Origin of the sequence: Acrocarpospora pleiomorpha, from assembly GCF_009687885.1 — a bacterium.
In the GTDB taxonomy this organism is placed as follows: domain Bacteria; phylum Actinomycetota; class Actinomycetes; order Streptosporangiales; family Streptosporangiaceae; genus Acrocarpospora; species Acrocarpospora pleiomorpha.
In genome coordinates this window covers 47,130-62,419 of sequence record NZ_BLAF01000064.1, presented here as the reverse complement: position 1 = coordinate 62,419, position 15,290 = coordinate 47,130, and the positions used below count along the sequence as shown (strand labels likewise).

The 15,290-nt window shown below is 65.8% G+C and carries 13 protein-coding genes and 1 tRNA gene; 4 read left to right on the top strand and 10 right to left on the bottom strand.

Annotation, left to right across the window (positions count from 1 at the left end; genetic code table 11):
* The 3 genes from Aple_RS40375 to Aple_RS40365 form a co-directional block, all read right to left on the bottom strand.
* A partial coding sequence (locus Aple_RS40375) for a hypothetical protein (RefSeq protein ID WP_155350048.1) occupies positions 1-190 on the bottom strand: 190 nt, incomplete at its 3' end.
* Positions 187-1,419 carry an FxsB family cyclophane-forming radical SAM/SPASM peptide maturase gene (locus tag Aple_RS40370; RefSeq protein WP_281361665.1) on the bottom strand — a complete coding sequence of 411 codons (1,233 nt, stop codon included), beginning with the start codon at positions 1,417-1,419 and terminating at the stop codon, positions 187-189. The genes Aple_RS40370 and Aple_RS40375, both read right to left, overlap by 4 nt.
* Before the next feature lie 381 nt (positions 1,420-1,800).
* On the bottom strand, positions 1,801-2,265 hold the full coding sequence (locus Aple_RS40365; protein WP_155350047.1) for a MarR family winged helix-turn-helix transcriptional regulator: 465 nt from the start codon (positions 2,263-2,265) through the stop codon (positions 1,801-1,803).
* A 170-nt stretch (positions 2,266-2,435) separates the two neighbouring features.
* Here Aple_RS40365 and Aple_RS40360 point away from each other — a divergent pair, with 170 nt between their 5' ends.
* A complete protein-coding gene (locus Aple_RS40360) occupies positions 2,436-3,287 on the top strand; it encodes an SDR family NAD(P)-dependent oxidoreductase (RefSeq protein WP_155350046.1) in 852 nt (283 codons plus the stop codon).
* A gap of 106 nt (positions 3,288-3,393) precedes the next feature.
* Here the strand turns inward: Aple_RS40360 and Aple_RS40355 are convergent.
* Positions 3,394-3,482: transfer RNA gene (locus Aple_RS40355), tRNA-Ser, on the bottom strand.
* A gap of 100 nt (positions 3,483-3,582) precedes the next feature.
* Entirely contained in the window at positions 3,583-6,135 is a 2,553-nt protein-coding gene (locus Aple_RS40350) for a nucleotide-binding protein (RefSeq protein WP_246265087.1), read from the bottom strand.
* A gap of 115 nt (positions 6,136-6,250) precedes the next feature.
* Here Aple_RS40350 and Aple_RS40345 point away from each other — a divergent pair, with 115 nt between their 5' ends.
* Both Aple_RS40345 and Aple_RS40340 read left to right on the top strand, forming a co-directional pair.
* The gene (locus Aple_RS40345) at positions 6,251-7,198 is read left to right on the top strand and encodes an NAD(P)H-quinone oxidoreductase (protein ID WP_155350045.1); all 948 of its coding nucleotides are present in this window, start codon (positions 6,251-6,253) and stop codon (positions 7,196-7,198) included.
* Positions 7,199-7,203: 5 nt separating this feature from the next.
* A complete protein-coding gene (locus Aple_RS40340) occupies positions 7,204-7,728 on the top strand; it encodes a bacterial proteasome activator family protein (protein ID WP_155350044.1) in 525 nt (174 codons plus the stop codon).
* Between the two features lie 40 nt (positions 7,729-7,768).
* On the opposite strand, the gene Aple_RS40335 is transcribed toward Aple_RS40340, so the two are convergent.
* Positions 7,769-8,599 carry an HAD family hydrolase gene (locus Aple_RS40335; protein ID WP_155350043.1) on the bottom strand — a complete coding sequence of 277 codons (831 nt, stop codon included), beginning with the start codon at positions 8,597-8,599 and terminating at the stop codon, positions 7,769-7,771.
* A gap of 241 nt (positions 8,600-8,840) precedes the next feature.
* On the opposite strand from Aple_RS40335, the gene Aple_RS40330 reads away from it, so the two are divergent.
* Entirely contained in the window at positions 8,841-9,044 is a 204-nt protein-coding gene (locus tag Aple_RS40330; protein WP_155350042.1) for a cold-shock protein, read from the top strand.
* A gap of 371 nt (positions 9,045-9,415) precedes the next feature.
* On the opposite strand, the gene serS is transcribed toward Aple_RS40330, so the two are convergent.
* From serS to Aple_RS40310, 4 genes are all read right to left on the bottom strand, one after another.
* Positions 9,416-10,678 (bottom strand): serine--tRNA ligase, encoded by a 1,263-nt coding sequence (gene serS, locus Aple_RS40325; RefSeq protein WP_155350041.1) that lies wholly within the window; start codon positions 10,676-10,678, stop codon positions 9,416-9,418.
* A 662-nt stretch (positions 10,679-11,340) separates the two neighbouring features.
* Positions 11,341-12,261 carry a prephenate dehydratase gene (gene pheA / locus Aple_RS40320; RefSeq protein WP_155350040.1) on the bottom strand — a complete coding sequence of 307 codons (921 nt, stop codon included), beginning with the start codon at positions 12,259-12,261 and terminating at the stop codon, positions 11,341-11,343.
* Positions 12,262-12,496: 235 nt separating this feature from the next.
* Positions 12,497-12,943, bottom strand: coding sequence for a DUF4446 family protein (locus tag Aple_RS40315; protein WP_246265086.1), 447 nt, complete (start codon positions 12,941-12,943; stop codon positions 12,497-12,499).
* A gap of 311 nt (positions 12,944-13,254) precedes the next feature.
* Positions 13,255-14,556 (bottom strand): glycosyltransferase 87 family protein, encoded by a 1,302-nt coding sequence (locus Aple_RS40310; RefSeq protein WP_155350038.1) that lies wholly within the window; start codon positions 14,554-14,556, stop codon positions 13,255-13,257.
* Between the last annotated feature and the right edge of the window lie 734 nt (positions 14,557-15,290).

The following is a 15,290-nucleotide window of genomic DNA, read 5'->3' as shown; positions in this document are numbered from 1 at the left end:
GAGATAGGGCCGCGAAGGCGCGCTCCGCCATTTCCGCGTGGGGATGCCCCACCCGAGCGGCCTCCCGGACCACCGCCAGGACCAGAAGCCGGTGCTTGCTCCATTGAACAGCGCGCAACTCGCCAACGACCGCGTCTCCGCCGCCTCCCATGGCCAGGGAATTGATCGCCTCCTCGGAAATCCTTGTCATCGCTCGCTCCGGGTCATGGCGACGTCATGGGCGACGCGTCGGCGAATATGATCGATGAGACGAAAGAGGTCAAGGCAGTACACCGAAGGGTTGTCGAACGCGGTGGCGTCGCTGTAACGGTGCGCGTGGAGCCCGCCTCCGCAGACGGTATGGATTTCACAGCCTCGACATACGGACGAGAGTCCGCTGACCCCGAGTTGCCTGGCCATTATCCCAGGATGGCGCGCCACCGCGTCGAAGGAGTCCCGCAGCACATTCATTCCGGTGTCCGCGGCGCCTTCGTAAGCGGACTTCAGAATATCGGACAATTCAATGCTGCCATCGGTTTCCACGACGACCATACGCGCGGGCGAAAGCCCCACCGCCTCGGTACGCGAGGGGAAGCCCATCAGTAGCCGGATGATCTCGGAGAGGAAGCGGACGTCGGTCTCGACGCGGGTCGAGCCGTACCAGCGATCGAAAACGGCTATCAGCCATTCCGCGTACGGCGTCCGCATCGACTCCGGGTCACGGAACGGCGGCGGGGTGGACCAGTTACCGTGCGGCAGCAGAAAATCGACGGCAGGGGGATCGAACTCGAGCAGGGCCTCGTAGGTCGCGATTGGGTCATTGCGAATGTCGATGGTGCACAGGATGCCGCTGAACAGATGGTGATACCGCCCGGTCGTCAATCTGCGCAAGGCCGCGGTCACCTGCTCATGGGAGCCTTTGCCGTTGGCGAACACCCGGTGCCTGTCCTGCGCCGCCTGGTAACCGTCCAGGCTGACCCCCACGCGAACCCCCAGACCGGCCAGAAAGCGTAGGTAGCTCTCGCTCAGCAGCACGGCATTAGTCTGAATGATCACATGTACCTGAGTGCCCACGTCGACCGCGCGTCTGATCGTCTTCACGGCGAGCGCGATGAGCTCAGGTCCGGCCAGCAATGGCTCTCCACCGTGCAGGATCACCTCCAGCTCGGCGACGTCATGAATTCGCGCGTGCTCGCCGATACGCCGGGCGATCGCGTCGATGACCGCGGGCGCCATGCTGATCGGCTGGAACCGCCATGATTGGTCGGCCATCTCGTACATATAGCAATAGTGGCAAGATAGGTTGCACCTGCTATTGATCTTCAATATGAATTGCCGGAAGGCAAGCGGTTTCCGATGACCTTCACCGATGTTATCGGCATCCAACGCTCCCAGGAGTACCGGCTCCCGCGTCCCATCCCGTGCACGATTTTCCAGCACGCCCCTCGCCCCCATCACGATCAAGCGCTTTGTCACACTATGCACCCTCTATCTGGCCCGAATTCCCGCCAAGAGTCAAGATCCATTGACATAATGGGAGGGCCATGTCCGAAATACCATGCCCGAAACGGCGTGATTCCGTGGCAATGCATGGAGAGCTGATCAGCTGACTCGCGCCGTCCAGCCCTGGACGTCCGCTCAGCACATGATCCTGGCCATTGCGCCCGACCCGGCAAGATCGTCTATTGGGGTGACGCCGCAAAGGACGCCATCAAAAACTAATACGGAGAGCGTGGGATTCGAATCCGCGAGACCGGTCACCCGGCCTAGCCGTTCTCAAGACCGCCGCCATCAGCAAGCTCAGATACCTGGACGCGGATGTCATATGAATCGGTCGGATGTGAGACGTCCAAGGAGTTCGGTGAGGCGGGCCAGGTCGTCGTTCGACCAGTCCTGGGTGCGGGTGTAGAACTCTTTGCCCCGCTCCTGCAGCGTCGCGGCGACTCGCTGACGGCCCTGCTCGCTGAGCTGGACGATTATGCTGCGCCGGTCGTCAGGGGCAGGCGAGCTGTCCAGCAGGCCGAGCGATCGCATTTTGGCGATCAAGGTGCTGGTGGAGCTGCGATCCATACCGACGGCTTCGGCGATGACGCTGGGCCGTGCGGGCCCGAAGGCGTACAGCCAGCGCGCGATGTGGAACGCGGCTGGCTGCAGTTCGGCGTGGAAGTGCGCGGCGCTGCGCTCGCTCAGCGCGCGAGTCGCGCTCACCAGGGCGTTGATCCGTTCCCCGAGGGCCAGTTCGAGCTCGCGTCGGCCATCCTCGCCATCCCCCAGAGCAGTTTGCATATACAAACCATATCGCTCTAATGTAATGGGCATATGCAAACTACTTTCCGGGCTGCGGATCGCGCTCAACGCGTGAAGCGCCAGCGCCGGACGCACCCGCTGCCGCGGGAGGCCGGGGCCATCCACCACGTCCGGCTCTCTCGGCCGGACAGCACGCATACAGGAACCTCATGAAACCCACCATTGTCATCACCGGCGCCACCAGCGGCCTGGGCCGTCTGGCCGCCCTCGACCTCGCCCGGCACGGCGCCGACATCGCGATCACCGCCCGCGACCCGCAAAAGGCCGAGCAGACGCGGGAACAGATCCGCGCCCAGGCGCTCGACGCGCAGGTCGAGGTGTTCCTGGCCGACTTCACCCGACTCGCCGACGTCCAACGCATCGGCCGCGAGATCACCAACCGGTACGACCACATCGACGTACTCATCAACAACGCCGGGATCCACGCCTTCACGCCGCGCACCACGCCCGACGGCCGCCCCGAGATGATCGCCGTCAACTACCTCGCCTCTTGGCTCCTCACCCGAGAACTCCTGCCCGCCCTGTGCAAGGCCCCCGCCGCCCGGATCGTGAACGTCGCCTCCCAGGCCTCGCGCCACCACGGCACCCTCCGGCTCCCCCACGATCTGACCGAGACGGTCCCATTCACCGCACGCGGATCATCCGACCACTACGGCAAAACCAAACTGCTCAACATCATGTTCACGATGGAACTCGCCCGCCGCCTACCCAGCACCGTCACCGCGAACTGCCTCAACCCCGGCTTCAACACCACCGGCCTCGGCCGCGAACTCCGCTTCGCCGCCGTCCTGGAGAAGATCCTCACCCGGCTGTCGATCGGCAACCCTGCCCGCGGAGCCGGCCTGATCGTCGCCCTCGCCACCGACCCGGCCTTCGCTGGACGAACCGGCGGCTACTACACCGTTCGCGGAATCCGCCAGATCCACCCCGCCCCGCCCGGCAACGACCCAGCCTTGCAGGCCCAGCTATGGCAAGAAACCGAACGGCTCCTCGAAGCCTGAGCCCAATGCCGTACGCGCAAACCATCCACAAGGTGCGCACCGGCAAAGCGATCAACAGCGCCGACAACACCATCGGCCCTGTTCAGGGCATATTTCCCAAGGTGAGCGGAGAGCGTGGGATTCGAACCCACGAGACCGGTCACCCGGCCTAGCGGTTTTCAAGACCGCCGCCATCGTCCACTAGGCGAGCTCTCCTGGTTGTGTGTCTGGAGTGCACTTTAGTGGGTTGGTGGGTGGGGGCGCGACTGAGTAGGCGGTCTCTCCCGCTTCGGGGGGAAGCGGGAGAGGGAGGCGCCTAGAGCTGGTCGGGGATTTCGGAGTAGCGGCGTTCGGTGAAGGCCTGAGGGCCGGCGAAGCCGTCGCCGACGGAGGCGGCGAGTTTGAGGAAGGCTTGTTGGGTGGGTTCTTGCATGCGGTCGAGGTCGATTTCGGCGCCTTCTTCCAGGTGCGGGTCGTACGGCACGCGGATGACGGCGCGGCAGCGGGCCGCGAAGTGGGCTTCGAGGCGGTTGAGGTCGACCGTGGACTTGGAGCGGGGGCGGACGCTGCACAGGACGACTGAGGCTGCTTTGACCAGGTCCGCGTAGTGGTGGGCTTCGAGCCAGTCGAGGGTGGCTGAGGCGGCTCGGGCGCCGTCCACGGAGGGGGAGCTGACCAGGACGAGTTGGTCGGCCAGGCCGAGGACGCCGGACATGGCGGAGTGGAGGAGGCCGGTGCCGCAGTCGGTGATGCAGATGGAGTAGAAGTTTTCCAGGACCTGGGAGACCGCCTGGTAGTCGGCGGCGGAGAACGCCTCGGAGACCGAGGGGTCGCGGTCGGAGCCGAGGATTTCCAGGCGTGACTGGGTCTGGGAGGTGAAGGCGCGGATGTCGACGTAGCGGCGGATCTGAGCGCGTTCGTTGAGAAGGTCGCGGATGGTGGCGGAAGTCTCTAGTTCGACCTTGTCGGAGAGCGTTCCACGATCGGGGTTGGCGTCCACGGCGATGACCCGGTCGCCGCGTACCTGGGCGAGGGTGGCGCCCAGGCCGACGGTGGTGGTGGTCTTGCCGACGCCGCCCTTGAGGCTGAGTACGGCTACCCGGTGGTGGCCTGCGGCAACTGGGGTGCGGGCGCGGGCGATCAGGTCCCGACGGCGGCGTACTTCGGAGGATTCGCCGGGTTTGATGATGCCGGCGGAGGCCTTGTAGATCAGGCGGCGCCAGCCGTTTTCGGGGGCGTTTCTACGGCCTTTGAGAAGGCTGAGGGGGTCGAGGCTGTCCGCGGTGGGTTTGCCGCCCGAGCGGGAGGACGAGGTTCGGGACGGGGAGCCGAACGCGGCGGCCGGTGCCGGGGTGGCCTGGCGGCGACGAGGCTGGTACGGCTCCTTGTCGGCGGAGTCACGGTCCCGATCGAATGCCGGGCGGTCCGCGAGGTCCTCGCGGAGGGAACCGCCGAAGCGGTCGCCGAGCCGGTTCTCGTCTCGTGCCGGAAGGCCGAAGGGACCGCTGTCGTTGCGGGAGTCACGTAAGTCGCTGAATCCCCGTACTTCACCGGTGTCGCGGCCGTCGCGCGGATCTCCTGATTCGCGGAGATCGCGCGGGTCGGGGAAGTTGCCTGTGTTGCCCGAGTCCCGTAGGTCGCGAGGGTCGGGGAAATTGCCGGTGTTGCCCGAGTCGCGAGAGCCGAGGGTGTCCTCTCGGCCGCCGAAGGAGTCATCCCGGGTGCCAAAACGATCGCTGCGGGTGCTGGACGAGCCACCTTTGGATCCGAACGGGCCGCTCTTGGCGCCGAATGAGTCGTCCTTCGCGCCGAAAGTGTCCTCTTGTGTGCCGAAGGATCCGTCTTTGGCCCCGAAAGCGGTCTCAGAGGAGCCGAAGGAGCCTTCTCTGGACCCGAATGGCGTATCCCTGACGCCGAAGGGGTTGTCCTTCGCGCCGAAAGGATCGTCTTTGGTGTCGAATGAGCTGTCCTGCCCGTCCTTCGACCCGAACGCGCCGCTCCTCCCGAACGAGCTCTCCTTGGAAGCAGCCGAACCGTCGGCGCCGTCCTGCCCAAAAGAGCCATCCTGGCCGAACGTGCCGTCCTTCGTGCCGAATGAGCTGTCCTGCCGGAACGCACCGGACGGCGAGCTGTCCTGACCGGTTGAACTGTCCTGCCGGAACGGACCATCCTCCGCCCCGAACGGGTTGTCTTTCGCGAAGGGGCGCTCCGTTCCTCCGAAGCCGCCCTCCTGCGTCCCAAATGAACTGTCCTGGCCGGAGACGCCGTCCCGCGTGCCGAACCCGCCGAAACGCTCAGTGGTGTGCTCGTCCCGCCCAGCGGCCCCTAAGCGCTCGATCGGGATCGGTCCAGTGAAACGTTCGGCCTCGCCGGGGTCGGAGTCGGCGACCGGGCGTGCCGGTTCCAGCCAGCCGCGGACCGGCTCGTCGACGGCGTCCTGATCGCCCGCGTATGAGGTACGCCCGTCCGAACCACCAAATGCCCCGACGTTGTACGAATCCGTATCAACCGGCGACTCCCCGAACGCACCTCGACCGCCGACGAAGGGGCCTGGCTCCGCGGGCGGGTTGGTTGGGGCGTCGTCGTCCGAAGCCGGGGGGGCATCGGTGCCGTACCCGGAATCGACCGAAGAGCGGAACAGCTGGCCGGAGGACGGTTCGGACGGAACCGACAGCCATGGATCTTTGGGGTAGGGCGATGCCTCCTCCGGCGGCGCCGGCGGAGGGCCTACGGGGGCAGAGGACGCCAAAGAGGACGCGGTGACAGCGCTTACCGCGATGTCCACCTCGTCCGGCATTTCCTTGATCGCGTCTAGCCAGGCCAACTGGTCTTCGAGAGAATGGGGATCCTCACGATCGTGTCTTGCCACCGTGTTTCCCCCTCGGGATGGGCTAAAGGGGCAGCAACCACATTGAAGGTTAGCGCCCCGTAACACAACGAACGTGACCAACCGTCGAGTTCGCCTCTCCGTTACTTTAGGTGACATGCGAGCCATCATGATTTCGGCCCCCGGCGGGCCGGACGTACTCACCTGGCAGGAAGTCCCCGATCCAGTGCCCGGGCCAGGGGAAGTGGTCGTTGACGTGGCCGCTTCCGCGGTGAACCGGGCGGACCTGCTGCAGCGGCAGGGCTTCTACCCGCCGCCGAAGGGTGCCTCCGAAATCCCCGGGCTGGAATGTTCCGGCGTCATCTCCGAAATCGGGTCCGGTGTGGACGGACTGCGCGCCGGTGACGAGGTGACCGCTCTGCTGGCGGGCGGTGGGTACGCCGAGCGCGTCGCCGTGCCGTGGCAGCAGGTGATGCCCGCGCCGACGGCGCTGGTCGACGCGGCTTCGCTGCCCGAGGTCGCCTGCACGGTCTGGGCCAATGTTTTCATGAGCGCGCGGCTGCGCAAGGGCGAGACGCTGCTGATCCACGGCGGCGCGAGCGGCATCGGCACGATGGCCATCCAGCTCGCGAAGGCGTTCGGCTCGCGTGTGATCGTCACCGCGGGGTCGGCGGAGAAGGTCGCGCGCTGTCTGGAGCTCGGAGCGGATGAAGGAATCAACTACCGAGAGGAGGACTTTTCTACCAGGCGAGCCGACGTGATCCTCGACATCATCGGGGCGAAATACCTCAAACAGAACGTGGACGCGCTCAACACCGGCGGGCGGCTTGTGGTGATCGGGTTGCAGGGCGGCGCGGTCGGGGAGCTCGATCTCGGCAAGCTGCTCGGCAAGCGGGGGTCGGTCAGCGCGGCGGGGTTGCGGGGGCGTCCGGCGGATGAGAAAGGGGTGATCTGCCGGGGTGTGGCGGAGAATGTCTGGCCGCTGGTGAGCGCGGGCGCGATCAAGCCGGTGATCCACGCCCGGATCCCGATGGAGCACGCGGCGGAGGCGCATCGGCTGCTCGAACGCGGGGACCACGTCGGGAAGATCCTGCTAGTAAGTTGAGAGCTATGAACGCTGAGGAAAGCACCCCGCACGTGGTGGTCGTGGGTCCTGAGGGACTTTCGCTCGGTGGGGACAAGGGGGAACCCGAAGAGCGCTCCATCGCCGACCTGGTCGAACAGCCGGCGAAGGTGATGCGTATTGGCAGCATGATCCGCCAGCTGCTGGAAGAGGTTCGCGCGGCGCCGCTGGACGTGCCGAGCCGCAAACGGCTCAAAGAGATCCATTCCAGCTCCATCAAGGAGCTGGAGGACGGTCTCGCGCCGGAGCTCGTGGATGAGCTGGAGCGGCTCTCGCTGCCGTTCACCGATGACGAGAAGGGCGAGCCGCCGAGCGAGGCCGAGCTTCGGGTCGCGCATGCCCAGCTGGTCGGCTGGCTGGAAGGCTTGTTCCACGGCATCCAGACCACCCTGTTCGCGCAGCAAATGGCCGCTCGCGCTCAACTTGAACAAATGCGACGTGCTCTGCCCGGTGGCCTCAACCAGGGCCAACCCGACGATCACGGGCAGCGCGCGTCCGGCCCGTACCTCTAAATCCGCCCAGATACGGCCGCAGTCGCGGCCGTATCTGGCTTTAGTTTCGGTACAGGCGCTCCAGCACCTGGGCCACTCCGTCGTCGTTGTTCGTGCTGGTCACGTGGTCCACGGCCGCCAGGACGTCGGGATGGGCGTTGGCGACGGCATAGGAGGTTCCGGCCCAGGTCAGCATCGGCAGGTCGTTGGGCATGTCCCCGAATGCCACCACCTCTTCGGCTTTGATCTGGTTGCGTACGGTGAGCCCGGCCAATGCGGAGGCCTTTGTGATGCCGTGGGCGCTGATCTCCATCAACGCGCGTCCGCTCGAATGGGTCGCAGTTACCAAATCCCCCACAAGCGCATGAACACGCCGATAAAGCTCGTCTGGTCCCATCGATGGATGGAGTGCGAGCAATTTCGCGCAGGGGCGGGAGATCAGCGTGGGGGCGCGTACGCTCGCGACGCCGATGCGGTCCGCGTCCCAGCTGCCCAATCGAAAGGCTGATTCGTGCGCGAATCCGCCCTCGTACTCCACGGCGAACGTTAATTCGGGTATCTCGAATCGCAGCCGCCGTACCGTTTCGGCGAGGGTCGGCTGGTCGATCAGGTGGGACTCGACGATGGTCTCGGTGTGCAGGTCGTAGACGAGTGCGCCGTTCGCGCAGATGGCCAGGCCACGGTGGCGGAGCACGTCGGCGACGGCGTGCATCCAGCGGGGTGGGCGGCCGGTGACGAAGACGAGGGTGGAACCGGCTTGTTCGACGGTGGCGAAGGCGGCGGCGGTGCGCGGGGAGATGGTTCCGTCGGAGCGCAGGGCGGTGCCGTCCAGGTCTGTCGCGATCAGACGAGGAAGCTGGGATGGGCGGTGATGGAGATGCGGGCTAGCCATAACACGTTCCAGTTTGCACTGTGATGCGTCCGCGCCGTACAAGGGGATGTCAGGAGAAGAATTCTCCCCCGGACATGGAACACCCCGGGTCCGCCATAGTGTTAGATGGCATGGCGTTGTATTAGCTGTTCCCGCAAGCGCGAAACCAGTTCGACTGATATGAGCCACCCGGGGAGCTGTGCGACACACCGGGGTGCGCGAGGTGTGTACCCCAAGATTCACTTCCTTAGGGAGAGCGTTAATGGCTCAGGGAACCGTCAAGTGGTTCAACGCTGAAAAGGGCTTCGGCTTCATCGCCCCGGACGGCGGCGCGCCGGACGTGTTCGTCCACTTCTCCGCGATCTCGGGTAACGGCTACCGGAACCTGGAAGACGGCCAGCGCGTGGAGTTCGAGGTCACCGAGGGCCCCAAGGGCCCGCAGGCGTCGCAGGTACGCGCCCTCTAGAAGCCGATATTTCGCGCATTCCGGGTTTTATCGGACGCGATCGGGTGACGCTCGGTCGCCCCGACCAGGCCGTGGGGTCGCGAAATAGCGATCTAGACCACTGACACACCGAAGGCGGGCCCCCACAAGGAGCCCGCCTTCGGCGTCTAGATCGGGTACGGCAAGCGTCACGTCTTGCGCAAGCCCCGCAACAACCCGCAAGCGCCGCAACCCCCATGCAACGACCGCAAGTGGCCAACACGCAAATGGCGGCAAGCGATGTGGCGCAAGCCCCGCGAGTAGCGGCGAGCCCCGCCGCCGCAAGCCCTGCAAGATGGGAGCAAAAGCCACGTGGCTGCAACCCCACAGGTAGCCGTGCGGAGTGCTTGCCCCTACTTGAGCGGTTCCAGCACGTCCAGCCCCACATACGGCCGTAGCGCCTTGGGCACGACGACCGAACCGTCCGCCTGCTGGTGATTCTCCAGGATCGCCACGATCCAGCGTGTGGTCGCCAGCGTGCCGTTCAGTGTCGCCACATGCTGCGGACGGCCGTCGTCGTCGCGATAGCGCACTTTCAGGCGGCGCGCCTGGAACTGCGTGCAGTTGGACGTCGAAGTGAGCTCCCGGTACCGGCCCTGGGTCGGAATCCACGCCTCGCAGTCGAACTTCCTGGCTGCCGACATCCCCAGATCACCGGCCGCCGTGTCGATCACCCGGTACGGCAGTTCGACCTTGTCCAGCATCTCCTTCTCCCATGCCAGCAGCCGCCGATGTTCCTCGGACGCCTCCTCGGGACGGCAGAAGGAGAACATCTCCACCTTGTCGAACTGGTGGACGCGGATGATGCCACGGGTGTCCTTGCCGTACGACCCGGCTTCGCGGCGGAAGCAGGACGACCAGCCCGCATAGCGCGACGGAAGGGAGGTCTGATCCAGGATCTCGTCCGCGTGGTAGGCGGCGAGCGGGACCTCGGAGGTGCCGACCAGGTAGAGATCGTCCTCGGGGAGCCGGTAGATCTCGCTGTCGTGGGCGATCGTGAACCCGGTGCCCTGCATCGACTCCGGCTTGACCAGCACCGGCGTGATCATCGGCGTGAAGCCCACCTCGATGGCCTGCTGCATCGCCATGTTGAGCAGCCCGAGCTGCAGCCTGGCGCCGGCCCCGCGCAGGAAGAAGAACCGCGATCCGGAGACCTTGGCGCCACGCTCCATGTCGATGGCGCCCAGCATCTCGCCGAGTTCCAGGTGGTCGCGCGGGGTGAAATCGAACACGCGTGGCGTGCCGACCTCCTCCAGGACCACATAGTCGTCCTCGCCGCCGTGCGGGGCGCCGTCCTCGACGAGGTTGGGCACCTGCATGACCAGCTCGTCGAGCTCGCCACCGAGCTGCTCGGAGGCCACCTCGGCGGCCTTCACCTGCGCCGCCAGCTCCTTGGCCCGATCGAGCAGCGCCTGCCGCTCACCCCCCGACGCCTTGGACACCGACTTGCCGATGCTCTTCTGCTCTGCGCGCAGCGATTCGAACGAGGTCAGCGCGGCACGTCGGCGCTCGTCGAGCGAGAGCAGCGCGTCCACGATCGAGTCATCCTCGCCACGGGCACGCTGCGACGCCCGGAGCCGGTCCGGATCATCACGGAGGGTTCGCAGGTCAATCACAATCAAAGGCTACCGAGATACGGCTACCGCCCGCGCCCCATATAGACACCGCAGGCGATCTCCAAACCCGGGTCCAGACAGCTCACCGGCGCCATTTGCCTTCGTGTCAGTTCTCACCGCGGCTGCGCCAAACCAGCCGCCGTGTTTCCCATCACATGGCAGCCAGAAGATCGTCGACAGCATGAGCGGCCCGATGGCCGACTTCCACCGCGACGGCGTGACCCCGATGTCGTGGCCGGCCACCTCCAGCACGCCAGCCACGCGGGCGACCCGTGGGCGCCGTCGGCCTCCGGCGCGGTCATCGCCCTGGCCAGTTTGGCGCACAGCTCGGGATCGACGACGGGCCCCACGGACCGAGACGGGAGAAACGGAAGCGGCGGACCTCCTCGGTAGTGGAGGGCCGCCGCAGGGCGGACTTCTCGTGGACGCCTTCACCGACGATGTAGAAATCATCCCGTTTGTGCCTGTGCATCGAAGCAACTCCCCGAATCCGCGCCGATGACCGCAGCGATGAATCCGGCAATAGCCCCGTTGGCCCGGGAAATCCAAGGAAATCCGGGTAATCGAATACCCACTATCGTCGCCTTACGAGGCGACGATAGGGGTATTCAACGGCATGTCGAGTGAATACATGTTCACTGTACTTACGGAACTCGATAAATCTAGACTTGTCCGGCGCGCATTCGTGTCAGCCAGTCAGCGGCCTCGGCGAATTCGGCGTCGCCGGTGCCGGTCCTGATCTGTGTGGGGACTTGGTCGGCCCGAGGATAGCTGCCCAAGAAGCGCAGATCCCCGCAAATTCGATGCAATCCGCTAAGCGCCTCTCCGACTCGGGCGTCCGCGACATGCCCTTCACAGTCGAAATGGAAGAAATAACGGCCGATTCCATCACCAGTCGGGCGGGACTCGATCCGGCTCAGGTTGACTCCGCGCACCGCGAACTCGCTCAACATTTCCAGCAGCGCACCGGCGTGGTCATCCTTCAGAAAAGCGACCATCGACGTGCGATCCGCACCGGTCGGCTCAGGCAGCGGCCCACACGGAGAGACCTGCACGAAACGGGTGACCGTATCCGTGCGGTCCCCCACCCCCGAGGCGACCTCGGAAAGGCCGTAAAGCTCACCGGCGATGGCCGGACTGATCGCCGCGTCGTACGGAGATTCGGGGTTGGACACCTCCTGCGCGGCGGCGGCAGTCGACGAGGCGTGGATGACCACCGCTCCCGGCAGTTCGCGCTCGATGAAGTTGCGGCACTGGGTGTGCGCGGCCGGATGGGTGACCAAGCGCTTGATCTGCCGCATCTCCGTGCCCGGCCGGACCAGCAGGGAGAACTCGACCGGCAGCAGCAGTTCAGCGACGATCAGCAGCGGTTCGCCCCACGCGAACTCGTCGAGGGTCTGCGTGATGGCACCCTCCAGCGAGTTCTCCAGCGGCACGACCGCGCCATCGGCCTCTCCCCGGCGAACGGCGTCAAGTGCGGCGCCGACGTTGGCGCACGGCAGGCGCTCGGCGTCGGGCGCCAGGATTCGCAGGGCGGCCTCACAGAAGGTGCCCTCTGGGCCCAGGTACGCGAGCTTCGACATACGACCAGGTTAGCGACTCACGCAAGTGGTGTATGTGAATACTTACCGAGTCCCACGAAAAGCCTCACCCGTGTCGCGAGCCACCACCGATGCCGGTACCTGGGAGTCCTCACGAACCAGAGAGCCGGAAGGTGCTCGCGATGCCTAACCGGAGGCGCTGGCCATGACCGCGTCGAACAGCGGCGTCATAAGAATCGCGCGCTCCGGCGGACAGCATCCGCTAGCGTTCGGCGCGTCAGCGATTTCCTGGGCGTAACCAGGACCCTCCGGACGCGAGGCTGGCTTCGATCTCTGGGCCTAAACCCAGGCGGGCCGCCCGCACGGCCTGTTCCTCTTCGGGGGACAGCGGCTGCTGGCCTTTGCCGCCGCGAACCGGACGGACATAGGTCCGTGTCTCGGTACGGCCGTTGATCGAGGTCAGCACGATGCCGTCGCCCAGGCTGTTGATCAGCGCGACCGAGAACGACAGCCGCCCGGTCATCTCCTCCAGGGCGTCGTAGCGGTAGACCGCGACATCGCGGATGGCCTTGGTGTCGACGACCCCCTCCACCGCCGACCGCCGGGCCAGCACGTCGAGACACTCCTCGACCGCACCGCGCGCGTTCCGCAACGCCAGCAGGCCGATCACCACCCCGGTGACCCCGGCGACGACCCCGACAACAACCAGAACGGTAACCAGCACGCCACTGAGCGTAATGGCACGGTCAAGCCTTCGCCAACTTTCCCGCCTTCCGGTGCACGAGCACCCAGACGAGCGGGCATGATCAGGCGTTCGCGGGCTTTCCTGCCTTCCACCGCGCGATGCGCCTGACGAGTGGGCATGGTCAGGCCTTCGCGGACTCTCTCGGAGTCCGCTGCGCGAGCAGCCAGGCGGGCGGGGATAGTCAAACCGACTCATCCACCTTCCACTGCGCGATGCCCTGATGAGCGAGCATGGTCAGGCCTTCGCGAACTTTCCCGGATCCCGCGCGAGCAGCCAGACGGGCGGGACGGTCAAACCTTTGCCGACTTTTCCGATTTCTGTCGCGCGAGCACCCAGACGAGCGCGATCGCCCCCAGGCCGAACGCATTCTGGACGATCTTCCCGAGCGTAGGGCTGAGCACGGGGATCTCCCAGAGTTTGATGTAGGCCCCCCACCAGGGGATCGGGAGTACGTAGTACGCCCACACCCCCGCCGCTAGGAGTGGCCTGCGGGTGGCGAGTGCGGCGATGACGATGATGATCCAGGCGAGGTGGTGGATCCAGGCGACCGGGGAGAGTAGCACCGCCATCAGGCCGGTCAGTGCGACCGCTGTCAGGGTGTCTCCGTCGCGGTGGGCGCGGTAGGCGGCGCGGAAGCCGTACCAGCCGATGAGAGCGACGGCGGCTAGCCAGAGGATGGTGGTGAGGGTGTCGGGCCAGTACAGGCGTAGGAGCATGCCGCGGATGGACTGGTTTGTGGTGGCGGTGTTGGCGCCTAGGCGTTCGGAGTCGAGCAGGGCGGAGAACCAGAAGTCGGTGGCGTCCGACGGGATCACGATAAATGGCAGCAAAGTGAGGGCGGCCGTGGTGCCTGCCGCCGTGAAGAAGGGCTTGCGCTGCGTGGGGTCGCGCCAGGCGGTGATAGCGAGATAGATCAGGAAAACGCCGGGGGTGAGTTTCACCGCCGTCGCGATGCCGATCAGCATGCCCCGAGGCCACCATGGTCGCCGGACCACGCAGTCGAGCAGGCAGAGCGCCACCAGGAAAAGATCTACCTGGCCGAACCTGATCTGATCGCGGATCGGCATCAGATACAGGCAGGCGACGGTGACGACGCCGAACATGATCGGCACGACAACGGCAGGTGGTTTAGCACGGGTGAGCGGCGACATGACCGCCGCGCCCGTGCCAGCTGCCCCTGATGGAGGCGGGTCACCACCCGCCGATCGCATCGGAATGCCTGGTCCGAGCGAGTCCCGAAAGGCATACCAGACGGTGACCGCGAGCGTGAGGATGATCGCGACAATCCACACCCACTGCACCATCTCCCAGGAGATCAGCGCCAGCGGCACGGCCAGCATCGCCGCGACCGGCGGATAGGTGAACGGCAGCAACTGCGGCGCAGGCGTGATCACGTCATAGACCGGAAGCCCCTGCAGCAGCGCCCAGCCCCCGGTCCGATACACATCAAGATCGACCAGGCGTTGATCTTCCGGATTGCCCAGCCAGTACGCCACCAGCGGCCACGCGGCGACCACAATGATCAGTAGCGACAACGCCCAACCCCACCAGGGCCGCCGCACGCTCAGCGTTACCGGTTCGCCAGTGCTCACGACCAGGCAGGCTACCGTGGACGCTGTTCATCCGGCCCGCACCACCAGAAGAGGACCCGGCCACCGTGCCATCACCCCAGGTCACCCGAGCCCTCACCCGGCTCGCCCTCGTGGTCGCCTTCCTCCTGCTCGGTACGGCCCCCGCCACCGCCTCCACCGAACGAGCCCCAACTCCCACCTCGACACCTATCAGCGCACATACCTCAGCCTCCACCGAACGAGGTCCGACTCCCACTTCAAGCTCCACGGCACCCATCGCCGCCCTCGGCAGCGCACGTGCCGCAGGCTCCACCGAGCACGCAACCCTCAACCCCACAGCTCAGGCCACCATTTCCACTGGAGAGGGGGCTCTCACCAGCTCGCGAATCGCGGTGCCTCTCGCTGGACCCGCATTCTCTGGCGGAAAGGCGGCCGCTCCCACAGGACGTGTCGTCCTTATCGGAGTTCCCGGGCTGCAGTGGAGCGACCTGGACGAAACGCGAACACCGCGTTTGTGGGACCTGGTCGGACGTGGCGCGTCTGCCTCCCTGTCCACCCGTGCGATCCCCCCGGAGGGCCGGGGAATCACGTGCTCCGTCGCCGGATGGCTCACCGTCTCAGCCGGTCAACGCGCAGGATCGGACAACTGCGGCCTTCCGGAACCACCGACCATCGCACCCGACGGTTCCGCGAAAATCCCTGCCTGGGATGAATACCTGGCATTCCAAGAAGCAAGCTCATTCCAAGCGGAAATC

What these genes read in the sequence shown, in the direction of transcription:
- Aple_RS40345 (WP_155350045.1), top strand. Translation starts at nt 6,251, where the DNA reads ATGCGAGCCATCATGATTTCGGCCCCCGGCGGGCCGGACGTACTCACC.
- pheA (WP_155350040.1), bottom strand. Translation starts at nt 12,261, where the DNA reads ATGTCGAAGCTCGCGTACCTGGGCCCAGAGGGCACCTTCTGTGAGGCC.
- Aple_RS40330 (WP_155350042.1), top strand. Translation starts at nt 8,841, where the DNA reads ATGGCTCAGGGAACCGTCAAGTGGTTCAACGCTGAAAAGGGCTTCGGC.
- Aple_RS40340 (WP_155350044.1), top strand. Translation starts at nt 7,204, where the DNA reads ATGAACGCTGAGGAAAGCACCCCGCACGTGGTGGTCGTGGGTCCTGAG.
- Aple_RS40360 (WP_155350046.1), top strand. Translation starts at nt 2,436, where the DNA reads ATGAAACCCACCATTGTCATCACCGGCGCCACCAGCGGCCTGGGCCGT.
- Aple_RS40365 (WP_155350047.1), bottom strand. Translation starts at nt 2,265, where the DNA reads ATGCAAACTGCTCTGGGGGATGGCGAGGATGGCCGACGCGAGCTCGAA.
- Aple_RS40335 (WP_155350043.1), bottom strand. Translation starts at nt 8,599, where the DNA reads ATGGCTAGCCCGCATCTCCATCACCGCCCATCCCAGCTTCCTCGTCTG.